Origin of the sequence: Kitasatospora sp. NPDC058492 (assembly GCF_042720685.1) — a bacterium.
Taxonomy (GTDB): Bacteria; Actinomycetota; Actinomycetes; order Streptomycetales; family Streptomycetaceae; genus Kitasatospora.
The window spans coordinates 1-24,049 of sequence record NZ_JBHXMU010000071.1 but is presented as its reverse complement, the minus strand read 5'-3'; the positions used below and the strand labels follow the sequence as shown (position 1 = coordinate 24,049).

General features: G+C 71.0%; 20 protein-coding genes. 6 read left to right on the top strand and 14 right to left on the bottom strand.

Going from position 1 to position 24,049, the window contains the following annotated elements; genetic code table 11:
* The first annotated feature begins 169 nt into the window (after positions 1-169).
* From tal to pgl, 4 genes are all read left to right on the top strand, one after another.
* The gene (gene tal, locus ACFWPI_RS33360; protein ID WP_063349514.1) at positions 170-1,309 is read left to right on the top strand and encodes a transaldolase; all 1,140 of its coding nucleotides are present in this window, start codon (positions 170-172) and stop codon (positions 1,307-1,309) included.
* 64 nt (positions 1,310-1,373) lie between these two features.
* Positions 1,374-2,930 carry a glucose-6-phosphate dehydrogenase gene (zwf, locus tag ACFWPI_RS33355; RefSeq protein ID WP_363369122.1) on the top strand — a complete coding sequence of 519 codons (1,557 nt, stop codon included), beginning with the start codon at positions 1,374-1,376 and terminating at the stop codon, positions 2,928-2,930.
* Entirely contained in the window at positions 2,927-4,039 is a 1,113-nt protein-coding gene (opcA, locus tag ACFWPI_RS33350) for a glucose-6-phosphate dehydrogenase assembly protein OpcA (RefSeq protein WP_363368898.1), read from the top strand. Before zwf ends, opcA begins: the two co-directional genes overlap by 4 nt.
* Positions 4,036-4,824, top strand: coding sequence for a 6-phosphogluconolactonase (gene pgl, locus ACFWPI_RS33345; RefSeq protein ID WP_380375178.1), 789 nt, complete (start codon positions 4,036-4,038; stop codon positions 4,822-4,824). Before opcA ends, pgl begins: the two co-directional genes overlap by 4 nt.
* Before the next feature lie 68 nt (positions 4,825-4,892).
* On the opposite strand, the gene ACFWPI_RS33340 is transcribed toward pgl, so the two are convergent.
* The 11 genes from ACFWPI_RS33340 to uvrA form a co-directional block, all read right to left on the bottom strand.
* The gene (locus tag ACFWPI_RS33340; RefSeq protein ID WP_063349510.1) at positions 4,893-5,180 is read right to left on the bottom strand and encodes an RNA polymerase-binding protein RbpA; all 288 of its coding nucleotides are present in this window, start codon (positions 5,178-5,180) and stop codon (positions 4,893-4,895) included.
* Between the two features lie 205 nt (positions 5,181-5,385).
* The gene (gene secG, locus ACFWPI_RS33335; protein ID WP_063349509.1) at positions 5,386-5,622 is read right to left on the bottom strand and encodes a preprotein translocase subunit SecG; all 237 of its coding nucleotides are present in this window, start codon (positions 5,620-5,622) and stop codon (positions 5,386-5,388) included.
* 87 nt (positions 5,623-5,709) lie between these two features.
* Complete coding sequence (gene tpiA / locus ACFWPI_RS33330) at positions 5,710-6,495, bottom strand: triose-phosphate isomerase (RefSeq protein ID WP_363368892.1); 786 nt, start codon at positions 6,493-6,495, stop codon at positions 5,710-5,712.
* 5 nt (positions 6,496-6,500) lie between these two features.
* Positions 6,501-7,703 (bottom strand): phosphoglycerate kinase, encoded by a 1,203-nt coding sequence (locus ACFWPI_RS33325; RefSeq protein ID WP_380375181.1) that lies wholly within the window; start codon positions 7,701-7,703, stop codon positions 6,501-6,503.
* Between the two features lie 151 nt (positions 7,704-7,854).
* Positions 7,855-8,862 carry a type I glyceraldehyde-3-phosphate dehydrogenase gene (gene gap, locus ACFWPI_RS33320; RefSeq protein ID WP_063349506.1) on the bottom strand — a complete coding sequence of 336 codons (1,008 nt, stop codon included), beginning with the start codon at positions 8,860-8,862 and terminating at the stop codon, positions 7,855-7,857.
* Positions 8,863-9,159: 297 nt separating this feature from the next.
* A complete protein-coding gene (gene whiA / locus ACFWPI_RS33315; RefSeq protein ID WP_063349505.1) occupies positions 9,160-10,140 on the bottom strand; it encodes a DNA-binding protein WhiA in 981 nt (326 codons plus the stop codon).
* The gene (yvcK, locus tag ACFWPI_RS33310; protein ID WP_079136331.1) at positions 10,131-11,228 is read right to left on the bottom strand and encodes a uridine diphosphate-N-acetylglucosamine-binding protein YvcK; all 1,098 of its coding nucleotides are present in this window, start codon (positions 11,226-11,228) and stop codon (positions 10,131-10,133) included. Before yvcK ends, whiA begins: the two co-directional genes overlap by 10 nt.
* 63 nt (positions 11,229-11,291) lie before the next feature.
* Complete coding sequence (gene rapZ, locus ACFWPI_RS33305; RefSeq protein ID WP_380343832.1) at positions 11,292-12,176, bottom strand: RNase adapter RapZ; 885 nt, start codon at positions 12,174-12,176, stop codon at positions 11,292-11,294.
* 118 nt (positions 12,177-12,294) lie between these two features.
* A complete protein-coding gene (gene uvrC / locus ACFWPI_RS33300) occupies positions 12,295-14,373 on the bottom strand; it encodes an excinuclease ABC subunit UvrC (protein WP_380375183.1) in 2,079 nt (692 codons plus the stop codon).
* Between the two features lie 96 nt (positions 14,374-14,469).
* On the bottom strand, positions 14,470-14,922 hold the full coding sequence (locus ACFWPI_RS33295) for a Rieske (2Fe-2S) protein (protein ID WP_363368884.1): 453 nt from the start codon (positions 14,920-14,922) through the stop codon (positions 14,470-14,472).
* A gap of 111 nt (positions 14,923-15,033) precedes the next feature.
* The gene (uvrA, locus tag ACFWPI_RS33290) at positions 15,034-17,943 is read right to left on the bottom strand and encodes an excinuclease ABC subunit UvrA (protein WP_380375186.1); all 2,910 of its coding nucleotides are present in this window, start codon (positions 17,941-17,943) and stop codon (positions 15,034-15,036) included.
* Positions 17,944-18,211: 268 nt separating this feature from the next.
* Between uvrA and ACFWPI_RS33285 the strand changes: the two genes are divergently transcribed.
* Together ACFWPI_RS33285 and ACFWPI_RS33280 are read left to right on the top strand one after the other, a co-directional pair.
* Positions 18,212-18,946: a maleylpyruvate isomerase family mycothiol-dependent enzyme gene (locus ACFWPI_RS33285; protein ID WP_380375188.1), complete on the top strand. Its 735-nt coding sequence runs from the start codon at positions 18,212-18,214 to the stop codon at positions 18,944-18,946.
* Between the two features lie 48 nt (positions 18,947-18,994).
* Positions 18,995-19,648, top strand: coding sequence for an MBL fold metallo-hydrolase (locus ACFWPI_RS33280; RefSeq protein ID WP_063349499.1), 654 nt, complete (start codon positions 18,995-18,997; stop codon positions 19,646-19,648).
* 87 nt (positions 19,649-19,735) lie between these two features.
* Here the strand turns inward: ACFWPI_RS33280 and ACFWPI_RS33275 are convergent, their stop codons facing one another.
* From ACFWPI_RS33275 to uvrB, 3 genes are all read right to left on the bottom strand, one after another.
* Positions 19,736-20,716, bottom strand: coding sequence for a TerC family protein (locus ACFWPI_RS33275; protein ID WP_363368878.1), 981 nt, complete (start codon positions 20,714-20,716; stop codon positions 19,736-19,738).
* Between the two features lie 266 nt (positions 20,717-20,982).
* Positions 20,983-21,561: a TerD family protein gene (locus ACFWPI_RS33270; RefSeq protein WP_063349497.1), complete on the bottom strand. Its 579-nt coding sequence runs from the start codon at positions 21,559-21,561 to the stop codon at positions 20,983-20,985.
* A gap of 275 nt (positions 21,562-21,836) precedes the next feature.
* Positions 21,837-23,930: an excinuclease ABC subunit UvrB gene (gene uvrB, locus ACFWPI_RS33265; protein WP_380375191.1), complete on the bottom strand. Its 2,094-nt coding sequence runs from the start codon at positions 23,928-23,930 to the stop codon at positions 21,837-21,839.
* Between the last annotated feature and the right edge of the window lie 119 nt (positions 23,931-24,049).

Sequence of the window (24,049 nt, the reverse complement as noted above, 5' to 3'; positions counted from 1 at the left end):
TCCGCGCCGCGGCCGCGCGCGGCGGGGCGGCCCCCCCCCCCCCCCCTGCCCCCGTCGGCCTCCCTCCCAACCGCGCGCCCCGCCGGGGCGCCGGGGCCCCCCCCCCCCCGCCCCCCCACGGCCCCCTCTGACTACCCCACGAAGCAGAAGAAAAAAGGACTGAAGCACCATGACTGACGCACTGAAGCGCCTCAGCGACGAAGGCGTGGCGATCTGGCTGGACGACCTCAGCCGCAAGCGGCTGAACACCGGCAACCTCGCCGAGCTGGTGCAGAACAAGCACGTGGTGGGTGTGACCACCAACCCGACCATCTTCCAGAAGGCCATCGGCGGCGGCGACGACTCCTACGACGGCCAGCTGCGCGACCTCGCCGTCCGCAAGGTCACCACCGACGAGGCCGTCCGCATGATCACCACCTCGGACGTGCGTGACGCGGCCGACGTGCTGCGCCCGGTCTACGACGCCTCCAACGGCCGCGACGGCCGGGTGTCCATCGAGGTCGACCCGCGCCTGGCGCACGAGACCGCGGCCACCGTGGCCGAGGCCAAGCAGCTGTGGTGGCTGGTCGACCGCCCGAACGTCTTCATCAAGATCCCCGCCACCAAGGCCGGCCTGCCCGCGATCGCCGAGGTGATCGGCCGGGGCATCAGCGTCAACGTCACGCTGATCTTCTCGCTGGAGCGCTACAAGGCCGTCATCGACGCCTACCTGACCGGCCTGGAGGCCGCCAAGGCCAAGGGCCTGGACCTCTCCCAGATCGAGTCGGTCGCCTCCTTCTTCGTCTCCCGCGTGGACACCGAGATCGACAAGCGCCTGGAGAAGATCGGCGGCGACGCCCGGGACCTGCGTTCCAAGGCCGCCCTGGCCAACGCCCGCCTCGCCTACCAGGCGTACGAGGAGGTCTTCGGCTCGGTCGACGGCAAGTCCGCCGGCAGCGCCCGCTGGCGTTCGCTGGAGGCCGCCGGCGCCAAGCCGCAGCGCCCGCTGTGGGCCTCCACCGGTGTCAAGGACCCGGCCCTGCCGGACACCCTGTACGTCACCGAGCTGGTCGCCCCCGGCACGGTCAACACCATGCCCGAGGCCACCCTGGAGGCCACCGCCGACCACGGTGTGGTCACCGGCGGCACCATCGTCCCCAACTACGCCGACGCCAAGGCCGTGATGGACGCCATCGCCGCCGCCGGCGTGGACTACGACGACGTGGTCCAGGTGCTGGAGGACGAGGGCGTGGAGAAGTTCGAGCAGTCCTGGAACGAGCTGCTCGACACCGTCACCGCCTCGCTCGCCTCCTTCGCCGGCGAGAAGTGACCGTTCGCTCACACAGCCAGCGCACGAAAGCGGAGCCCAACAAGTGAGCACTGATTTCCCCGAGTTGACCTCGGAGTCGGACGCGGACGATCTCCCGCCGGCCCCCGTCAACCCGCTTCGTGACCCGGCCGACCGACGGCTCCCGCGCATCGCGGGGCCGTCCGGTCTGGTCATCTTCGGAGTCACCGGCGACCTGTCCCGCAAGAAGCTCATGCCGGCCATCTACGACCTGGCCAACCGCGGTCTGCTGCCGCCGGGCTTCTCTCTCGTCGGCTTCGCCCGGCGCGAGTGGGACGACGAGGACTTCGCCAAGGAGGTCCACGACGCGGTCAAGGAGCACGCCCGCACCCCGTTCCGGGAGGAGGTCTGGCAGCAGCTCGCCAAGGGCATGCGCTTCGTCCACGGCACCTTCGACGACGACGACGCCTTCGACAAGCTCCGCGAGACCATCGTCGAGCTGGACAAGGCGCAGGGCACCGGCGGCAACTTCGCCTTCTACCTGTCCGTCCCGCCGAAGTTCTTCCCGACCGTCGTCCAGCAGCTCAAGAAGCACGGCCTGGCCGACCCCCCGCAGGGCTCGTGGCGCCGCGCGGTCATCGAGAAGCCCTTCGGCCACGACCTGGAGAGCGCCCAGGAGCTGAACCGGATCGTCCACGAGGTCTTCCCCCGGGACGAGGTCTTCCGGATCGACCACTACCTGGGCAAGGAGACGGTCCAGAACATCCTGGCGCTGCGCTTCGCCAACCAGATGTTCGAGCCGATCTGGAACCGGTCGTACGTCGACCACGTGCAGATCACCATGGCCGAGGACATCGGCATCGGCGGCCGGGCCGGCTACTACGACGGCATCGGCTCCGCCCGCGACGTCATCCAGAACCACCTGCTCCAGCTGATGGCGCTCACCGCCATCGAGGAGCCGGCGTCGTTCCACCCGAAGGCGCTGGTCGCCGAGAAGCTCAAGGTGCTCAGCGCCGTCAAGCTCCCGGCCGACCTCGGCCGGCACACCGTGCGCGGCCAGTACGCGGCCGGCTGGCAGGGCGGCGAGGAGGTGGTCGGCTACCTGGACGAGGACGGCATCGACCCGGACTCCAAGACCGACACCTACGCGGCGATCAAGCTGGAGATCAACAACCGCCGCTGGGCGGGCGTCCCGTTCTACCTGCGCACCGGCAAGCGGCTGGGCCGCCGGGTCACCGAGATCGCGGTGGTCTTCCAGCGCGCCCCGTACCTGCCGTTCGACTCCTACGCGACCGAGGAGCTGGGGCAGAACGCCCTGGTCATCCGGGTCCAGCCGGACGAGGGCGTGACGGTGCGGTTCGGCTCCAAGGTGCCGGGCACCTCCTTCGAGGTCCGGGACGTCACGATGGACTTCGCCTACGGCGAGTCCTTCACCGAGTCCAGCCCGGAGGCGTACGAGCGGCTCATCCTCGATGTGCTGCTCGGCGACGCCAACCTGTTCCCGCGTCACCAGGAGGTCGAGCTCTCCTGGCAGATCCTCGACCCGATCGAGAAGTACTGGGACACCCACGGCAAGCCCGCCCAGTACTCCGCGGGGACCTGGGGCCCGGCCGAGGCGGACGAGATGCTCGCACGAGACGGCAGGAGCTGGCGCCGGCCATGAAGATCGACCTCACCAACACGACGTCCAGCAAGATCAACGCCGCGCTGATGGAGGCGCGCCGGGCCAGTGGCTCCACCGCCGCCGGCATGGTGCTCACCCTGGTGATCGTGACCGACGAGGGCAGCGCGTACGACGCCCTCAAGGCCGCCAACGACGCCTCCCGCGAGCACCCCTCGCGCACCCTCGCGGTGATCAAGCGCGCCGGGCGCTCGCCCCGGGCCCGCGCCGAGACCCGGCTGGACGCCGAGATCCTGGTCGGCACCGATGCCGGCTCGGGAGAGACGGTCATCCTGCGCATGCACGGCGAACTCGCCGCGCACGCCCAGTCGGTGGTCCTGCCACTGCTGCTCCCGGACGCCCCGGTCGTCGTCTGGTGGCCCGACAACGCGCCGCTGCACCCGGCGCAGGACCCGCTGGGCGCGCTCGCCCAGCGCCGGATCACCGACGCCGTCACCGCCGAGTCCCCGGTCGGCCAGCTCGCCCAGCGGGCCCAGAGCTACACCCCGGGCGACACCGACCTGGCCTGGACCCGGATCACCGGCTGGCGCTCGATGCTGGCCGCCGCGCTGGACCAGCGGCCGGTCACGATCACCTCCGCGGTGGTCGAGGGCGAGTCCTACAACCCCAGCGTCGAACTGCTCGGCCTCTGGCTGCACAACCGGCTGCACGTGCCGGTCGAGCGGGTCGTCACCGGCGGCCCCGGCATCACCGCGGTGCACCTGCGCACCAAGGACGGCGACATCACCCTGGACCGCCCGGACGGCCTGATGGGCACGCTCTCCATGGCCGGCTCCCCGGACCGCCAGGTGGCGCTCAAGCGGCGCGAGACCTCGGAGCTGATCGCCGAGGAGCTGCGCCGGCTCGACCCGGACGACATCTACGCGACGGCCGTGCGCACGCCCGTCGACCGGCTGCGCGAGCCGGACACCGCCGAGACGGCGGCGGCCGAGCGGGTCGCCCGCGCGGCGGTCGCCGAGGCCGCGGTGGCCAACCCCGCCCGGGTGACCGCCAAGGTCGCGTCCGAGGCCTCGTCCGAGGACGTGCCCGAGGACGCCGAGAAGGCTCCCGCCAAGAAGCCCGCCAAGCGCGCCGCCAAGGGGAGCGCATGACCAACGCGACCCCGCAGCTGGTCGTCCACCGGGACAAGGAGCTGATGGCCCAGGCGGCCGCGGCCCGGCTGATCACCCGGATCGTGGACGCCCAGGCCGCCCGCGGCACCGCCTCGGTGGTGCTCACCGGCGGGCGCAACGGCAACGCCCTGCTGGCCGCGATCGCCGCCTCCCCGGCGCGCGACGCGGTCGACTGGGCGCGGCTGGACCTCTGGTGGGGCGACGAGCGCTTCGTCCCCGCCGGGGACCCGGACCGCAACGCCGTCCAGGCCCGCGCCGAACTGCTGGACTCCGTCCCGCTCGACCCGGCGCGGGTGCACGAGATGCCCGCCTCGGACGGTGCGGACGGCTCCGACGTGGAGGCCGCCGCCGCCCGCTACGCGGAGGAGCTGGCGAAGGCGTCCGGCCCGGGCGACCGGCTCGGCGTCCCGGCCTTCGACGTGCTGCTGCTCGGCGTCGGCCCGGACACCCACGTCGCCTCGCTCTTCCCCGAGCACCCGGGCGTGCGGGAGACGGAGCTGACCGTGATCGGCGTGCGCGGGGCCCCCAAGCCCCCGCCGACCCGGGTCTCGCTCACCCTCCCGGCGATCCGGGCGGCCCGCGAGGTCTGGCTGCTGGCAGCCGGCGCGGACAAGGCGGGCGCGGTCGCGATGGCCCTGTCCGGCCCCGGCGAGCTCCAGGCGCCCGCCTCCGGCGCGTACGGCCGTAGCCGCACCCTGTGGCTGCTGGACCGGGCCGCGGCGGAGCAGATCCCGCCCCAGCTGTACCCGCCGGCCTCGGCGTAACGGGCCCGGCAACGCACAAGGGCGCCACCGTCCTCGACGGTGGCGCCCTTCGCTGTCTGTCGTCCGGGTCAGATCTCGCCGCGCAGCTTGGCCAGCGCCTCGGCGAGGATCGCCTCGCCGTCGGCGTCGGTGCGCCGCTCGCGGACGTAGGCGAGGTGGGTCTTGTACGGCTCGTTGCGCGAGGGCGCGGGCGGGTTGTGCTCGTCCTGACCGGCGGGGAATCCGCACCGCGGGCAGTCCCAGGTGTCCGGGATGACGGCCTCGGCGGCGAAGCTCGGCCGGGTCTCGTGCTTGTTGGCACACCAGAAGGTGATCCGGTTGCGCGGGGCGGACTCGCCGCGCTCCGCCTCGCCCATCGGGCCCGCTCCGACCCTGCTGCCACGGATGGCGTTGCCACTTGCCACGGTCTGACTCCCTGCGTGCTGGTGCGCCGACCCTCCGCGGTGCGCGTCGGTGGCGAAAGTCGTCCTAGTGTAAGCAGGAGTTAAGCGTCCACCGCCATCGCCTCCGCCCCCGACCGTCCCAGGATAGGCGCTCGGGCGACGGGGCGTCAGGGTTACGTCAGCTCTTGTACTTCAGCACCAGGCCCAGCACGATGATGCAGGCGAACCAGGCGAGACCGACCACGATCGTGATGCGGTCCAGGTTGCGCTCGGCCACCGCCGAGCCGCCGCCGGTGGACATCGCGCCGCCACCGAACATGTCCGACAGGCCGCCGCCCTTCCCCTTGTGCAGCAGCACCAGCAGGATCATCAGCAGACTGAAGATGATCAGGGCAATCGAGAACCCGAGAACCACGACGGGACCAACTCTCTCGTATCTTCGGCGACGGGGCCGGACCGCTGACGGCGGTCCGGCCCCAAAGCCTACGTTGCTGCAGCGGCGTTAGCCTACTGCCTGCTCACGGTAGCGCACGATCTTGACGAACTCGTCGGCGTCCAGCGAGGCACCGCCGATCAGGCCGCCGTCGATGTCGGGCTTGGCCATCAGGCCGGCCGCGCTCGACGACTTCACCGAACCGCCGTACAGCACGCGGACCTTGTCGGCCAGCTCGGCGTCGTACAGCTCGGCGATCCGCCTGCGGATGGCGGCGCAGACCTCCTGCGCGTCCTCCGGGGTGGCCACCTCGCCGGTGCCGATCGCCCAGACCGGCTCGTAGGCGACCACGATGGACTCGGCCTGGTGGGCCGGGATGTCCGCCAGGGCGCCGTCCAGCTGGGCGAGGGTGTGCTCGACGTGGGTGCCGGCCTTGCGGACGTCCAGCGGCTCGCCGATGCACAGGATCGGGGTGATCCCGGCCCGGTAGGCGGCCTTGACCTTGGCGTTGACGATCGCCTCGTCCTCACCGTGGTACTGGCGGCGCTCCGAGTGGCCGATCACCGCGAAGGTGCACTTCAGCTTGGCCAGCATCGGGCCGGAGACCTCGCCGGTGTAGGCACCGGAGTCGTGCTGCGAGATGTCCTGCGAGCCGTACTTGATCTTCAGCTTGTCGCCGTCGACCAGGGTCTGCACCGAACGCAGGTCGGTGAACGGCACCAGGACGGCGACCTCGACGGCCGCGTAGTCCTTGTCGGCCAGCGCGAAGGCCAGCTTCTGGGTGTGCTGGATGGCCTCAAGGTGGTTGAGGTTCATCTTCCAGTTGCCCGCCATCAGCGGGAGACGCTCAGTCATTGCTTTCAGCCTTCCAGGGCGGCGAGACCGGGGAGGGTCTTGCCCTCCAGGTACTCGAGGCTGGCGCCACCGCCGGTCGAGATGTGTCCGAATGCGTTCTCGTCGAAGCCCAGGATGCGGACGGCCGCGGCGGAGTCGCCGCCGCCGACCACGGTGAACGCGTCGCTGTCGAGCAGCGCCTGGGCCACGGCCTTGGTGCCGTTCGCGTAGTCCGGGTGCTCGAAGACACCCATCGGGCCGTTCCAGAACACGGTGCCCGCGTCGGCCAGCTTCGCCGCGTACAGCTCGCGGGTCTTCGGGCCGATGTCCAGGCCCTCCTGGTCGGCCGGGATCGCGTCCGCGGCGACGAGCGAGGGGTTGGCCGGGGCCTTGGTCTTGAGGTCGGGGAACTCCGCCGACACCAGGACGTCCACCGGCAGGACGAACTCGACGCCCGTCGCCTCGGCGCGCTTCAGGTAGTCCAGGACGACCGGGATCTGGTCCTCCTGCAGCAGCGAGATGCCGACCTCGTGGCCCTTGGCCTTGAGGAAGGTGTACGCCATGCCGCCGCCGATCAGGATCCGGTCGGCCTTCTTCAGCAGGTTGTCGATCACGCCGAGCTTGTCGGAGACCTTGGCGCCGCCGAGCACGACCACGTACGGACGCGCGACCTCCTCGGTGAGCTTCTTGAGCACACCGACCTCGGTGGCGATCAGGTCGCCGGCCGCGTGCGGCAGCAGGCCGGGCAGGTCGTAGACCGAGGCGTGCTTGCGGTGCACGGCGCCGAAGCCGTCGCCGACGTACAGGTCCGCGAGGGCGGCCAGCTGCTCGGCGAAGGCCTTGCGCTCGGCGTCGTCCTTGCTGGTCTCGCCGGCGTTGAAGCGCAGGTTCTCCAGCAGCGCGACCTCGCCGTCGCCCAGCGCGGCCACGGTGGACGCGGCGCTCTCGCCCACGGTGTCGGTGGCGAAGGCGACGTTCTTGCCGAGGATCTCGCCGAGGCGCACGGCCGCCGGGGCCAGCGAGAACGTCGGGTCCGGCGCACCCTTCGGGCGGCCGAGGTGGGAGGCGACGACGACCCGGGCGCCGCGCTCGACGAGCTTGGCGATGGTCGGGGCGACGGCGCGGATCCGGCCGTCGTCGGTGATCGTGGTGCCGTCCAGCGGGACGTTCAGGTCGGCACGGACGAACACGCGCTTGCCGGCGACGTCGAGGTCTTCGATGGTCTTCACGGGGATTGGCTCTCCTGGGGAGATGGTTGATGCGCAGAGGCGGCACGGCGCAGGGGCCGCCTGGGAAAGTCCTGGTGCGCAGAGCGAGGGCCCGGTCGGCACAGTGCGCCAGCCGGGCCCTCGCCCCTACATCACGTCAGCTCCCGCTGCGTCAGAGCTGGCCGCCGACGAGGGAGGTCAGGTTGACGAGGCGGTTCGAGTAGCCCCACTCGTTGTCGTACCAGCCGAGCACCTTGACCTGGTTGCCCTGGACCATGGTGAGCTGGGAGTCGAAGATGCAGGAGGCCGGGTCGTTGACGATGTCCGAGGAGACGATCGGGTCCTCGGTGTAGGTCAGGATGCCCTTGAGCGGGCCCTCCTGCGAGGCCTTCTGGAAGGCGGCGTTGACCTCGTCCTTGGTCACCTCGCGCTCCAGGGTGACGACCAGGTCGGTGATGGAGCCGGTCGGGACCGGGACGCGCAGCGAGGTGCCGTCCAGCTTGCCCTTCAGCTCCGGCAGGACCAGGGCGGTCGCCTTGGCGGCACCGGTCGAGGTCGGGATGATGTTCTGCGACGCGGCACGGGCGCGGCGCAGGTCCTTGTGCGGGAAGTCCAGGGTCACCTGGTCGTTGGTGAACGCGTGGACGGTCGTCATCAGGCCCTTGACGATGCCGAAGTTCTCGTGCAGCACCTTGGCCATCGGCGCCACGCAGTTGGTGGTGCAGGAGGCGTTGGAGATGATCGAGTGGTTGGCGGCGTCGTACTTGTCCTCGTTGACGCCCAGGACGATGGTGACGTCCTCGTCGCTCGCGGGCGCCGAGATGATGACCTTCTTCGCGCCGGCGGCGAGGTGCTTCTTCGCGGCCTCGGCCTTGGTGAAGATGCCGGTGGACTCGACGACGATGTCGGCGCCCAGGGCGGCCCACGGCAGGTTGGCGGGGTCACGCTCGGCGCTGACCTGGAAGGTCTTGCCGTCGACGGTGATGCTGTCCTCGGTGTGCGAGACCTCGCCCGGGAAGGTGCCCAGGGTGGTGTCGTACTTGAGCAGGTGAGCCAGGGTCTTCGTGTCAGTGAGGTCGTTGACACCGACGATCTCGATGTCCGCGCCCTGCGCCTTGACCGCGCGGAAGAAGTTGCGGCCGATGCGGCCGAATCCGTTGATGCCTACCCGGATCGTCACGAACCGATCTCCTCGTTAGGTACGCCGGAGCTAAGCCGACGGGGGTGAGATTTGGGAAGTCCCCGACCGCCTATGACCCTACCCCTCCCAGGCCTGGGAGGGCACATCGCGCCACGTGCGACGACCTGGCGTGGCGCGAAATCAGGCCGACCGTCCTTGGCGGTCAGGGCAGTTGGTCCCGGTCAGTGGTCTCTACCAATTTGCGCACACCGGGCGCGTCCGGGTATCCCGTCCGGACACGGCGGCGGCCGGTGCCCGGAATCCGGACACCGGCCGCGGAACAGCCACTTGGTGCGGTCAGTTCATCGCCATCTCGTCGGTGAGGTTGGCCTCGGTGCTCGGCAGGCCGAGCTCGGAGGCCCGCTTGTCGGCCATCGCCAGCAGGCGGCGGATCCGGCCGGCCACCGCGTCCTTGGTCAGCGGCGGGTCGGCGAGCGCGCCCAGCTCCTCCAGCGAGGCCTGCTTGTGCTGCATCCTCAGCTGGCCGGCCGCGGCCAGGTGCTCGGGCACCTCCTCGCCGAGGATCTCCAGCGCCCGCGCCACCCGGGCGCCGGCCGCCACCGCGGCGCGGGCCGAGCGGCGCAGGTTGGCGTCGTCGAAGTTGGCCAGGCGGTTGGCGGTGGCCCGGACCTCGCGCCGCATCCGGCGCTCCTCCCAGGCGAGCACCGACTCGTGCGCGCCGAGCCGGGTCAGCAGCGCGCCGATCGCGTCGCCGTCGCGGATCACCACCCGGTCCACGCCGCGCACCTCGCGGGCCTTGGCCGGGATGCCGAGCCGACGGGCCGCGCCGACCAGGGCGAGGGCGGCCTCGGAACCGGGGCAGGTGATCTCCAGCGAGGAGGAGCGGCCCGGCTCGGTGAGCGAGCCGTGCGCCAGGAAGGCCCCGCGCCAGGCCGCCTCGGCGTCGCAGGTGGCCCCGGAGACGACCGCCGGGGGCAGCCCCCGGATCGGCCGGCCCCGGCCGTCCACGAGGCCGGTCTGGCGCGCGAGCAGTTCGCCGTCCTTGACCACCCGGACGACGAAGCGGCTGCCGCGCCGCAGTCCGCCGGGGGCCATCACCACGAGGTCGGAGGAGTGTCCGAAGATCTCCAGCAGGTCCTTGCGCAGCCGCCGCGCCGCCGCGCCGGTGTCCAGCTCCGCCTCGATCACGATCCGGCCGCTCACGATGTGCAGCCCGCCCGCGAACCGCAGGATCGCCGACACCTCCGCCTTGCGGCAGCAGGCCCTGGTGACCGGGAGCCGGCTGATCTCGTCCTTCACCGCTGGAGTCATCGCCATGGCCCGATCCTTCCATGTGTCCGGAAAATCCGGTCGTACGCGGCCGCCAACAGCTCCGGGTCGTGTCGCGGGGTGCCGTCGGTGCGGGCCACCCTGCCGAGGACCAGGGCGGCGCCCATCCGCTCGGCGGCCTTCTCCAGACCGGCCAGGTCCGCCTGGCCGAAGGCGCCGCCGGTGACGGCCCGCTCGTCCACCAGGATCGCATCCACCGCGAGGCCCGGGGCGTGGTCGGCGATGACCTCCAGGTGGCGCTGCGGGGTGAAGCCCTCGGTCTCGCCGGGCTGCGGGGCCAGGTTCAGGGTGAGCAGGCGGCGGGCGCGGGTCTCGGTGAGCGCCTTGGCCAGCTCCGGCACCAGCAGGTGCGGCAGCACGCTGGTGAACCAGGAGCCGGGCCCGAGCACCACCCAGTCCGCCTCCCGGACGGCGGTGACCGCCTCCGGGACGGCCGGCGGCCCGTCCGGCAGCAGCCGGATCGACTGCACGGTGCCGGGCGTGACCGCGACGTCGGCCTGGCCGCGGACGGCCGACAGCTCGCCGGGGCGCTCCGGGTCGTGGCCGCGCACGGTCGCCTCGATGTCCAGCGGCACCGCCGACATCGGCAGCACCCGACCCTGGACGTTCAGCAGCCGGCCGACCCAGTCCAGGGCGGCCACCGGGTCGCCGAGCTTCTCCCAGAGCGCGACGATCAGCAGGTTGCCGACCGCGTGGCCGCCCAGCTCACCGGTGCCGGTGAAGCGCTGCTGGATCACCTCGGACCAGGTGCGCCCCCAGTCGTCGTCCCCGCACAGCGCGGCCAGCGCCTTGCGCAGGTCGCCGGGGGGCAGCACGCCCAACTCGGTGCGGAGCCGGCCGCTGGAGCCGCCGTCGTCGGCGACGGTGACCACGGCGGTCAGGTCGCTGGTGAGCCGGCGCAGCGCGGAGAGCGAGGCGGACAGGCCCTGGCCGCCGCCGAGCGCGGTGATCCGGGGGGCCGGGTTGGCCCGGGCGGGGCTGCTGCGCGGCCGGCTCGGGACCGGCGGCCGGGCCGGGCCACCCGCCCGGTCGGCACTCCTGTTCTGCGGCTGCCGCCCGGGCACATATCCCGCCACACTCACCTCGCGTTCCTCGCCGCGGCCGCCGGCCCCGCCGGCGGCCCGGCTAGGAGGCGGCGGTCACTCCCGTCCCATGTCACGGTGGACGAGCACCGTCTCCACTCCGTCGGCGATGAGACGCTTGGTCAGGCGCTCGGACATCGCGACGCTGCGGTGCTTGCCACCGGTGCAGCCTACGGCAAGCGTCATGTAGCGCTTCCCCTCGCGGCGGTACCCCTCGGTGATGATGCGCAGGAGATCGGCGTAGCCGTCCAGGAACTCGTTGGCGCCGGGCTGCTGGAACACGTAGTCGGCGACGTCCGCGTCGGTGCCGGTACGGGCGCGCAGCTCGGGCACCCAGTGCGGGTTGGGCAGGAAGCGGCAGTCCACCACCAGGTCGGCGTCGACCGGCAGGCCGTACTTGAAGCCGAAGGACATCACGGTGGCGCGCAGCTCGGGCTCGTCGTGGTCGGCGAACTGGGCGTCCAGCTTGGCGCGCAGCTGGTGCACGTTGAGGTTGGAGGTGTCGATCACCAGGTCGGCCTCGCCGCGCAGGTCGCGCAGCAGGTCGCGCTCCTGGGCGATGCCGTCGACGATCCGGCCGTCGGCCTGCAGCGGGTGCGGGCGGCGCACGCTCTCGAAGCGGCGGACCAGCGCGTCGTCGGAGGAGTCCAGGAAGACCACACTGAGCCGGACGCCGCGCTTCTCCAACTCGTCGAGGGAGGTGAGCAGGTCGTCGAAGAACTGGCGGCCCCGGACGTCCACGACCACGCCGATCCGGGCGACGTTGCCCTGGGAGCGGGCGCCCAGGTCGACCATGGTCGGGATCAGGGCCGGTGGCAGGTTGTCCACCACGAACCAGCCCAGGTCCTCCAGGCACTTCGCGGCGGTGGAGCGGCCGGCTCCGGACATGCCGGAGATGATCACCAGCTCCGGCGCGTTCTCGGCCACGTCTGACACGGTCACTTCGGTTCCCCGCTCTCGGTCTTTCTGCTGGGGAGAACGCGCACGGCGCGACCACCCTTCCCCTGCCCGGACAGGCGGGCGGGGGCTGGGCGCGTCGTCTGACGGTCGGCGTCGGCCGTCATGGCGTCTCCTGGGATGGTGCGGTCTGGGATGCTGCGGCCACCGGCTCGGCGGCCGGTTCGGCCCCGTCCTCGATGATCTCGCCGGTAGCGGTGTTCACCGCTGGTGCGACGGGTGTACGGGAGGACAACGCCGCCGCAACAGTCTCCGCCGTGCGGCGTCCGATGCCGGGTACGGCGCAGAGTTCGTCGACGGTGGCGGCCCGGAGCCTCTTCAGCGAGCCGAAGTGCTTGAGCAGCGCCTGGCGGCGAGTCTCGCCGAGGCCCGGGACGGAGTCCAGTTCCCCGGCGGTGAGTCGCTTGGAACGCTTGCTGCGCTGGTAGGTGATCGCGAAGCGGTGGGCCTCGTCGCGGACCCGCTGGAGCAGGTAGAGGCCCTCGCTGGAGCGCGGCAGCACGACCGGGTCGTCCTCGCCGGGCAGCCAGACCTCCTCCAGCCGCTTGGCCAGGCCGCACAGCGCGACGTCGTCGATGCCGAGTTCGTCCAGGGCGCGCTTGGCGGCGGCGACCTGCGGCTGGCCGCCGTCCACGACCAGCAGTTGGGGCGGGTAGGCGAAGCGGCGCGGGCGGCCCGTCTCCGGGTCGATCGGGCCGGCCGGGGCCCCGGTGCCGTCGGCGGCGGCGCCCGGGTCGTCGGCCTCGGGGACGACCCACTCGCCGGTCTGCTCGCGCTCCTGGAGGTAGCGGCGGAAGCGCCGGCCGATCACCTCGTGCATCGAGCGGACGTCGTCCTGGCCCTCGAAGCCCTTGATCTGGAAGCGCCGGTACTCGCTCTTGCGGGCCAGGCCGTCCTCGAAGACGACCATCGAGGCGACCACGTCCTCGCCCTGGAGGTGGGAGATGTCGAAGCACTCGATGCGCAGCGGCACCGAGTCCAGCTCCAGCGCGTCGGCGATCTCCTGCAGGGCACGGCTGCGGGTGGTGAGGTCGGAGGCGCGCTTGGTCTTGTGCAGTGCCAGCGCCTGCTGGGCGTTGCGCTGCACGGTGGCCATCAGGTCCTTCTTGTCGCCGCGTTGCGGGATCCGCAGGTCGACCTGGCTGCCGCGCAGGCCGCTCAGCCAGTCCCGGACCGGACCGGACGGCTCGGGCAGCGCGGGGACGAGCACCTCGCGCGGGACGGTCTCGTTGCGCTCGTCCGGGCCGGCGCCGCCGTAGAGCTGCTGGAGGGCGTGCTCGACCAGGCCGGCGGTGTCGACGTCCTCGACCTTGTCGGTGACCCAGCCGCGCTGGCCGCGCACCCGGCCGCCGCGGACGTGGAAGATCTGGACGGCGGCCTCCAGTTCGTCCTCGGCGACGGCCAGCAGGTCGGCGTCGGTGGCGTCGGCGAGCACGATGGCGTTCTTCTCCATCGCGCGCTTGAGGGCGCCGATGTCGTCCCGCAGCCGGGCCGCCTTCTCGTACTCCATCTCCTCGGCGGCCTCCCGCATCTGCTCTTCCAGCCGGCGCAGGTAGTTGCCGGTGCGCCCGGCCATGAAGTCGCAGAAGTCCTCGGCCAGCGCCCGGTGTTCCTCCGGCGAGACCTTGCCGACGCAGGGCGCGGCGCACTTGCCGATGTAGCCGAGCAGGCAGGGCCGGCCGACCTGCCGGGCGCGCTTGAACACGCCGTTGGAGCAGGTGCGGACGGGGAAGACGCGCAGCAGCAGGTCGACCGTCTCGCGGATCGCCCAGGCGTGCCCGTACGGGCCGAAGTAGCGCACGCCCTTCTTGTGCGCCCCGCGCATCACCTGGACCCGCGGGTACTCCTCGTTGAGGGTGACGGCGAGTTCCGGATAGCTCTTGTCGTCGCGGTACTTGACGTTGAACCGCGGGTCGAACTCCTTGATCCAGGAGTACTCCAGCTGGAGCGCCTCGACTTCGGTGGCCACCACCGTCCACTCCACCGAGGCCGCGGTGGTGACCATGGTCGCGGTGCGCGGGTGCAGGCCGGCCAGGTCCTGGAAGTAGGACGACAGGCGCGGCCGCAGGCTCTTGGCCTTGCCGACGTAGATGACCCGCCCGTGGGCGTCACGGAACTTGTAGACGCCCGGTGAGGTCGGGATCGCGCCCGGCGCCGGGCGGTAGGTGCTCGGGTCAGCCATGGGTCCACCGTACCGAGTGGAGCCGGGGCCGCGAAGGGGAGATCAACCGGGCGGGGACCGACTGGGCCGAGATCGACTGGGTGGAGATCAACTGCTTCAGCTCGGGGTCACCTTGAGGTTCCCGCCGTCGACCGTGACGGCGTAGGCGGGCAACGGCCTGGGGGCCGGGCCGTCCTGGACGGCGCCGTCGGCGATGGCGAACCGGCTGCCGTGGCAGGGGCACTGGATCTGCTGGCTCTTCACCTGGTCGACGACGCAGCCGGCGTGGGTGCAGACGGCGCTGAAGGCCTTGTACTCCCCCGCGGTCGGCTGGGTCACGACGATCTTCTGGTTGCGGAAGACCTTGCCGCCGCCCTCCGGCACCTCCGAGGCCGGGCCGAGGTCCACCGGGGTCTTGGCCGCGCTGCCGGCGCCGGAGGAGCCCGAGGAACCCGAGGAGGGACCGCAGCCGGCGACCGCCACGGTGCCGCCGGCCGCCAGTACGGCGGCGGCGCCGCAGAGCACGGTGCGGCGGGAGGTGGCGGGGCTGGTCTCGGGGGCCTCTGACATCGGTGCGCTCCTGCGGTTCGGCTTCCTACGAGGGACCACGGAAGTCTATGCGGCACCCGCTCCGCCGCCCCCGTGGGTGGGGCGGCGGAGCGGGGCGCTGCTCCCTCTTCGCTACTTCTTCGCCGCGGCGGCCCGCTTGCGCGGCGCCCTCTTCACCGGGGCGACCGGGGCGTCCGCGAACTCGCCCGGAAGGATGTCCCGGAGGAACTTGCCGGTGTGGCTCTCCGGGACGGCGGCGATCTGCTCCGGGGTGCCCTCGGCGACCACCATGCCGCCGCCGGAACCGCCTTCGGGGCCCATGTCGACGACCCAGTCGGCGGTCTTGATCACATCGAGGTTGTGCTCGATGACGATCACCGTGTTGCCCTTCTCCACCAGCCCGCTGAGCACCTTGATCAGCTTGCTGATGTCCTCGAAGTGCAGGCCGGTGGTGGGCTCGTCCAGCACGTAGACCGTCCGCCCGGTGGAGCGCTTCTGCAGCTCGGAGGCGAGCTTGACGCGCTGCGCCTCGCCGCCGGACAGCGTCGGCGCGGACTGGCCGAGCCGGACGTAGCCGAGGCCGACGTCGTTGAGCGTCCTGAGGTGCCGGGCGATCGCCGGGACGGCCTCGAAGAAGGCCAGCGCCTCCTCGATCGGCATGTCCAGCACCTCGGAGATGGACTTGCCCTTGTAGTGGACCTCCAGCGTCTCCCGGTTGTACCGGGCGCCGTGGCAGACCTCGCACGGCACGTAGACGTCCGGCAGGAAGTTCATCTCGATCTTGATGGTGCCGTCGCCCGAGCAGTTCTCGCAGCGGCCGCCCTTGACGTTGAAGGAGAACCGGCCGGGCAGGTAGCCGCGGACCTTCGCCTCCTGCGTCTCCGCGAAGAGCCGGCGCACGTGGTCGAACACCCCGGTGTAGGTGGCCGGGTTGGAGCGCGGGGTGCGCCCGATCGGCGACTGGTCGACGTGCACCACCTTGTCCACCAGGTCGGTGCCGGTGATCCGGGTGTGCCGGCCGGGCACGCTGCGGGCGCCGTTCAGCTCCCGGGCGAGGTGGGTGTAGAGGATGTCGTTGACCAGCGTCGACTTGCCGGAGCCGGAGACGCCGGTGATCGCGGTGAAGGTGCCGAGCGGGAAGCCGACCGTGACGTCCTTGAGGTTGTGCTCGCGGGCGCCGTGGACGGTCAGCTGGCGCTTCTTGTCCCGGTCTCGGCGGCCCGCCGGGATCGGGATGGACCGCTTGCCGGAGAGGTACTGGCCGGTCAGCGACTCCTTGTTGGACAGCAGCCCCTTCAACGAGCCGGAGTGCACCACCTTGCCGCCGTGCTCGCCGGCGCCCGGGCCGATGTCGACCACCCAGTCCGCCGTCTTGATGGTGTCCTCGTCGTGCTCGACCACGATCAGCGTGTTGCCGATGTCGCGCAGCCGCACCAGCGTCTCGATCAGCCGGTGGTTGTCCCGCTGGTGCAGGCCGATGGACGGCTCGTCCAGCACGTACAGCACGCCGACCAGGCCGGAGCCGATCTGGGTGGCCAGCCGGATGCGCTGGGCCTCGCCGCCGGACAGGGTGCCGGCCGCGCGGTTCAGCGAGAGGTAGTCCAGGCCGACGTCGACCAGGAAGCGCAGCCGCTCGTTGACCTCCTTGAGGACGCGCTCGGCGATCTGCTTGTCCCGGTCGTTCAGCTTCATCGCGCCCAGGAACTCGGCGCAGTCGCTGATCGACATCGCCGAGACGTCGGCGATCGACTTCTCCTCGACGGTGACCGCGAGCACCACCGGCTTGAGCCGGGTGCCCTCGCACGTCGGGCAGGGCACCTCGCGCATGTAGCCCTCGAAGCGCTCGCGGCTGCTGTCGCTCTCCGCCTCGGTGTGCCGGCGCTGGATGAACGGGACGGCGCCCTCGAAGCCGGTGCTGTACGAGCGCTCGCGCCCGAAGCGGTTGCGGTAGCTGACCTGCACCTGGTGCTTGTGTCCGTACAGCAGCGCCTTCTTGGCGCGGGCCGGCAACCCGGCCCACGGGATGTCGGTGCGGAAGCCCAGCTCCCCGGCGAGCGCGTCGATCAGGCGCTGGAAGTACTCCTTGGCGTGGCCCGCCGACCACGGGTGGATCGCGCCCTCCTCCAGCGAGCGCTCCGGGTCCGGGATGACCAGCTCCGGGTCGACCTCCATCCGGTTGCCCAGGCCCGAGCAGTCCGGGCAGGCGCCGAACGGCGAGTTGAAGGAGAACGAGCGCGGCTCCAGCTCCTCGAACGACACGTCGTCGTACGGGCAGTAGAGGTGCTCGGAGTACATCCGCTCGCGCTCCGGGTCGTCCTCCGCGAGGTCGACGAAGTCGAGCACGACCATGCCGCCGGACAGCCGCAGGGCCGTCTCCACCGAGTCGGTGAGCCGCCGCTTGGCGCTCTCCTTGACGGTCAGGCGGTCGATGACCACCTCGACGGTGTGCTTCTCCTGCTTCTTGAGCTTCGGCGGCTCGGCGAGCTGGATCGTCCCGCCGTCCACCCGGGCGCGCGAGTAGCCCTTGGACTGGAGGTCGGCGAAGAGGTCGACGAACTCGCCCTTGCGCTCGCGCACCACCGGGCTGAGCACCTGGAACCGGGTGCCCTCGGCGAGCTCCAGCACCTTGTCGACGATCGCCTGCGGCGACTGCTTGGCGATCGGGCGGCCGCAGTGCGGGCAGTGCGGCTTGCCGATCCGGGCGAACAGCAGGCGCAGGTAGTCGTAGACCTCGGTGATCGTGCCGACGGTCGAACGGGGGTTGCGGTTGGTGGACTTCTGATCGATCGAGACGGCCGGGGAGAGGCCTTCGATGAAGTCCACATCGGGCTTGTCCATCTGCCCGAGGAACTGGCGGGCGTAGGAGGACAGCGACTCGACGTAGCGGCGCTGGCCCTCGGCGAAGATCGTGTCGAAGGCGAGCGAGGACTTGCCGGAGCCGGAGAGGCCCGTGAAGACGATGAGGGAGTCGCGGGGCAGGTCGAGCGAGACGTTCTTGAGGTTGTGCTCGCGAGCACCGCGGACGATGAGGCGGTCGGCCACTGCTTCTGGCGCCTTTCTCCGGGGCGAGAGGACTTGCGGGGAGATGTGTGCTTCTTCCAGGATGCGGCAGCCAGCCTACTAGCTCAGACGTTCGAATATCGACCGTGTCCAGCGGAGTCCACCCGAACGAGTGAGAGCGCCCCTCGAACCCTCCGTACCCGGACCGAAAAAGGCCCTGCTCAGCGGTCGGATTCGGCGATAGCGTCAGCTGGTCAACGAGCGGAGCCCCCCGCGGGCAACGCGCCGTCTCCCACAGAAGGCCGATCCGATGACCGACCCGCAGACCGCCGCCGAGGCCGCCGCGCAGTACCTGGCCCTGGTCGAGGAGAGCACCCGGCACCTGCTGCACACCGTCGCCGAGCTGAAGCCCGAGGCCGTCGCCGAGCCCTCCGCCCTGCCCGGCTGGACCCGCGGTCACGTGCTGGCCCACCTCGCCCGCAACGCCGACTCCCTGGTCAACCTGCTGGACGGCGCCCGCACCGGCACCGACATCCCGCAGTACGCCAGCACCGAGGCCCGCGACCGGCAGATCGAGGAGGGTGCGCCCCGCCCGGTGGACGCCCAGCTCGCCGACCTGCGCGACTCCCGCGAGCGCTTCGCCGCGGCCGCCGCTCTGCTGCCCGCCGAAGCCTGGACGGTCGAGGTCCGCCACCGCACCGGCTACGTCTTCCCCGCCCACGACCTCCCGTGGAAGCGCCTCGCCGAGGTCGAGTACCACCACGTCGACCTGGACGCCGGCCACACCCCCGCGCACTGGCCGGAGGTCTTCGCCGTCACCGAGTTCCACAAGATCGCCAACAAGCTGCACGGCACCGCCCTGCCCGGCGTCGAGCTGGTCGCCGAGGACACCGGGGACATCGGCCTGATCGGCACCGGCGAGCCCGTCCTCACCGTCCAGGGCCCCCTCCGCTCCCTGCTCGCCTGGCTCTCCGGCCGCTCCGACGGCGCCGGCCTGCGGACCACCCCCGACACCGCCCTCCCCCAGCTTCCCCCGCTGGGCTGACGGCGCGAAGATGATCCTGAACCCCTTCACCGGACGAGGAGCGGACGCATGACGTACCACGGAGCGGTCAAGGTCGGCGGGCCGCCGGACGTGCGGGAGCTGGCGCACCTGATCATCACCAAGGTGGCCGTCGGCCCGTACGACAACAACGCCTACCTGCTGCGCTGCCGGGCCACCGACGAGCAGCTGCTGATCGACGCGGCCGCCGACGCCCCGGTGCTGCTGGAGACCGTCGGTGACGAGCTGGCCACCGTGGTCACCACCCACCGGCACCACGACCACTGGGCCGCGCTCGCCGAGGTGGTCGCCGTGACGGGGGCTCGCACCGCCGCCGGCGCGCACGACGCCGAGGGCGTCGACGTGCCCACCGAGCTGCTGCTCGCGGACGGCGACAAGCTGCGGGTCGGCGACGTGGAACTCACCGTCCGGCACCTGGTCGGGCACACCCCGGGCGCGATCGTGCTGATCTACGACGACCCGCAGGGCCACCCGCACGTCTTCACCGGCGACTGCCTCTTCCCCGGCGGCGTCGGCAACACCTGGGGCGATGCGGAGGCCTTCACGAGCCTCTTCCGGGACGTCAACGCGAAGATCTTCGACGTCCTGCCGGACGAGGCCTGGGTCTACCCCGGCCACGGCAGCGACACCACCCTCGGCGCCGAGCGCCCGCACCTCGACGAGTGGCGCGAGCGCGGCTGGTGACCTCGGCCTTCGGGCACCGGGCACCGGGCACGACGAGGCCCCCGCGACCCCTTCCGGGTCGCGGGGGCCTCGGCCGTCCCGCGGGGGTCAGGCGTCCAGCTTCTGGGCCTCGCGCTCGGCCCGTTCCTGCTTCTTCGAGGCGATCAGGCTGGTCACCGTGGTGACGGCCAGCACGACCACGATGACGCCCAGCGAGAGCGGGATGCCGATCTCCGGCACGTTCGCGCCTGCCTCGTGCGCCGCGTGCAGCACCAGCTTCACACCGATGAAGCCGAGGATCACCGACAGGCCGTACGACAGGTGGACCAGCTTCTTCAGCAGGCCGCCGATCAGGAAGTACAGCTGACGCAGGCCCATCAGGGCGAAGGCGTTGGCGGTGAAGACGATGTACGGGTCCTGGGTCAGGCCGAAGATCGCCGGGATGGAGTCCAGCGCGAACAGCACGTCCGTGGTGCCGATCGCCAGCATCACGATCAGCATCGGGGTCATCAGCCGGCGGCCGTTCTCCCGGATGAACAACTTCGTGCCGTGGTACGTGTCGGTGGACGGGAATCGCCGCTCGATCGACTTGAGCAGGCGGTTCTCCTCGAACTCGTCCTCCTCCTCGCCGGCCCGGGCCTCCTTGATCAGCTTCCAGGCGGTCCAGATCAGGAAGGCGCCGAAGATGAAGAACACCCAGGAGAACTGGGTGACCAGCGCCGCGCCGCCGGCGATGAAGACCGCCCGCAGCACCAGCGCGATGATCACACCGAACATCAGCACGCGCTGCTGGTAGATCCTCGGCACCGCGAACTTGCCCATGATCAGGATGAAGACGAACAGGTTGTCGACACTGAGCGACTTCTCGGTGATGTAACCGGCGAAGAACTCACCGGCCGGCTGCGCGCCGGAGTGCCACCAGAGGAACCCGCCGAAGATCAGCGCCAGCACGATCCAGACCGCGGTCCAGATCCCGGCCTCCTTGATCGAGACCTCGTGCGGCTTGCGCCCTCCGATGAAGAAGTCCGCCACGATCAGTGCGATCAGCACACCGATCGTGGTGATCCACATGGTTACGGAAACGTCCACTACTGCTCCTCCGGCAGGTAGGCGAGACAGTCATCGTCACTGCCGGAGGTCTCTTCCGCCCGTCGGGCCCGCTCTCGGGGCGTCCGCACGGACCAGCGCCCCGGGGCGCCACTCGTGGGCGCCCGTGATGACGGGGACAACTGCGGGGGAATACTCCCCTCCGCTGCCATCGAGAGTAACAGGAAGCCCAAGTAAAGGTAAAGAAGGTAAAGAACCGTCAGGGATGGCGTCCGGAGCGCCCGTCCGGGATGCCGTCCGGGATGCCGTCAGAGGTACGGCTCGATCGCCGGCAGCAGGTCCTGGAAGGTCCGCCCCTTGGCCGGCGCGCCGATCGCCTGCATCTCCCAGCCGCCGGCCCCGTCACGGAACACCTTCGCCATGATCTGCCCGGTGTGCGGCCCTCCCCCGGCCAGCTCGTACCGGGCCAGCTCCTCGCCCGTGGTCTCGTCCACCAGCCGGCAGTGGGCGCCCTGCACCTCCGCGAAGGTCTGCCCGGTGTACGAGCTCACCGTGAACACCACCTGGGTGATGTGCGCCGGCACGTGCAGCAGGTCCACCAGGATCGCCTCGTCGTCCTCCGTGCCGGAGCCGCCCTCCAGGTTGTCCCCGGTGTGCCGGACGGAACCGTCCGTGCTCTCCAGGTGCTGGAAGAACACCACGTCGGACGGGGTCTTCTCGGCGTACAGGAGCGCCGACGCGTCCAGGTCGATCGTCCTGGTGCGACTGCCGAACAGGCCCCGCTTCGGCGCGGCCTGCCAGCCGAGCCCCATCCGGACCACGGTCAACGCGCCGCCCGGCCCCTTCTGGAGACTGACCCGCTGTCCCTTGGCAAGGTTCACCGACACGGCGTTGTCCTCTCTACCCGGCCACGCGGTCGCTCCCCGCGCGGCGCCACGGTGGAACACCCCGTGCCGTCCCCCGGCTGAGGCCCCCTGTTGCTGTCGCACCACCTCGTCCCGAGGTCGATGCCGCAGGCCAGCCTAGGGCCTGCGGCACCCCGCACCTCCCGGCGGTCGCCGCATTGTGGCAAGGCTGAGACACCGCCGGGCTTGACCGGTGTCACACCGGCCCGGCCCGGCGGCCGCCTCGACCCGCCTCAGACCCCCGTTCAGGCCCCCGCTCAGGCCACGCCGGCCTCCCGCATCTGGCGCAGCTCCCGCTTCAGCTCCTTCACCTCGTCACGCAGCCGGGCCGCGACCTCGAACTGGAGGTCGGCGGCGGCCGCGTGCATCCGGTCCGTCATCGACTGGATCAGCTCCGCCAGCTCGGCGGCCGGCAGGCTCTCGCCCTGCTTGCGCTCCATGCCCAGGGCCGGCACCGGGGCCTTGCCCTTCCCGGCGGCCCCGCGGTAGCCGGTGGAGAGCAGCTCGTCGGTGTCCACGTCCTCGCGGGCGAGGGTGTCCAGGATGTCGCCGATCTTCTTCCGCAGCGGCTGCGGGTCGATCCCGTGCTTCTTGTTGTACGCCTGCTGCACGACCCGGCGGCGGTTGGTCTCGTCGATCGCCTTCTCCATCGACGGGGTGATCCGGTCCGCGTACATGTGCACCTGGCCCGAGACGTTTCGGGCGGCCCGCCCGATCGTCTGGATCAGCGAGGTGCCGGAGCGCAGGAAGCCCTCCTTGTCCGCGTCCAGGATCGCCACCAGCGACACCTCGGGCAGGTCCAGGCCCTCGCGCAGCAGGTTGATGCCGACCAGCACGTCGTACCTGCCCGCGCGCAGCTCGCGCAGCAGCTCCACCCGGCGCAGGGTGTCCACGTCGCTGTGCAGGTACCGGACCCGGATGTCCAGGCCGAGCATGTAGTCGGTGAGGTCCTCGGCCATCTTCTTGGTCAGCGTGGTCACCAGGACGCGCTCGTCCCGCTCCACCCGCTTGCGGACCTCGTGCACCAGGTCGTCGATCTGGCCCTCGGTCGGCTTGACGATCACCTCCGGGTCGATCAGACCGGTCGGGCGGATGATCTGCTCGACCTGGCCGTCGCCGCGGGACAGCTCGTACGGGCCGGGCGTCGCCGACAGGTACACCGTCTGGTCGATCCGCCCTAGGAACTCCTCCCACTTCAGCGGGCGGTTGTCCATCGCGGAGGGCAGCCGGAAGCCGTGCTCCACCAGGGTGCGCTTGCGCGAGGCGTCACCCTCGTACATCGCACCGATCTGCGGGACGGTGACGTGCGACTCGTCGATGACCAGGAGGAAGTCCTCCGGGAAGTAGTCGAGCAGGGTGTTCGGCGGGGAGCCTGGCTCGCGGCCGTCGAAGTGCATCGAGTAGTTCTCGACGCCCGAGCAGGTGCCGATCTGGCGCAGCATCTCGATGTCGTAGGTGGTGCGCATGCGCAGCCGCTGGGCCTCCAGCAGCTTGCCCTGCTTCTCCTGCCGGGCGAGCGTCTCCTCCAGCTCCTTCTCGATGCCGGTGATCGCCCGCTCCATGCGCTCCGGGCCGGCCACGTAGTGCGAGGCGGGGAAGACGTACACCGACTCGTCCTGGCTGATGATCTCGCCGGTGAGCGGGTGCAGGGTGTACAGCGCCTCGATCTCGTCGCCGAACATCTCGATCCGGACGGCCAGCTCCTCGTAGACCGGGAAGATCTCGATGGTGTCGCCGCGGACCCGGAAGGTGCCACGGGTGAACGCCACGTCGTTGCGGGCGTACTGGATGTCCACGAAGCGGCGCAGCAGGACGTCCCGGTCGATCTCCTCGCCGACCTTGAGCGGGACCATCCGGTCCACGTACTCCTGCGGGGTGCCGAGGCCGTAGATGCAGGAGACGGAGGCGACCACGATCACGTCCCGCCTGGTCAGCAGCGAGTTGGTCGCCGAGTGCCGCAGCCGCTCGACCTCCTCGTTGATCGAGGAGTCCTTCTCGATGTAGGTGTCCGTCTGCGGGACGTACGCCTCGGGCTGGTAGTAGTCGTAGTACGAGACGAAGTACTCGACCGCGTTGTTCGGCAGCAGCTCGCGGAACTCGTTCGCCAGCTGGGCGGCCAGCGTCTTGTTCGGCGCCATCACCAGGGTGGGCCGCTGCAGCCGCTCGATCATCCAGGCCGTGGTGGCCGACTTCCCGGTACCGGTGGCACCGAGCAGGACGACGTCCTTCTCCCCGCCCTTGATCCGCCGCTCCAACTCGGCGATCGCCGCCGGCTGGTCCCCGTTCGGCTGGAAGGGACTGACGACCTCGAAGGGCGTCACTGACCGCTCAATACTCGTGATGGGTCGCACGAGTCCACCGTACGACCCACCACCGACACTGATAGTTCTAACCGGGTCCCTGGTGGTCGTGGCTCTGCCACTGACTGACGCCCTGCTGGGCTGTCCTCCGGTTGTTCTGTCCGGCTGCC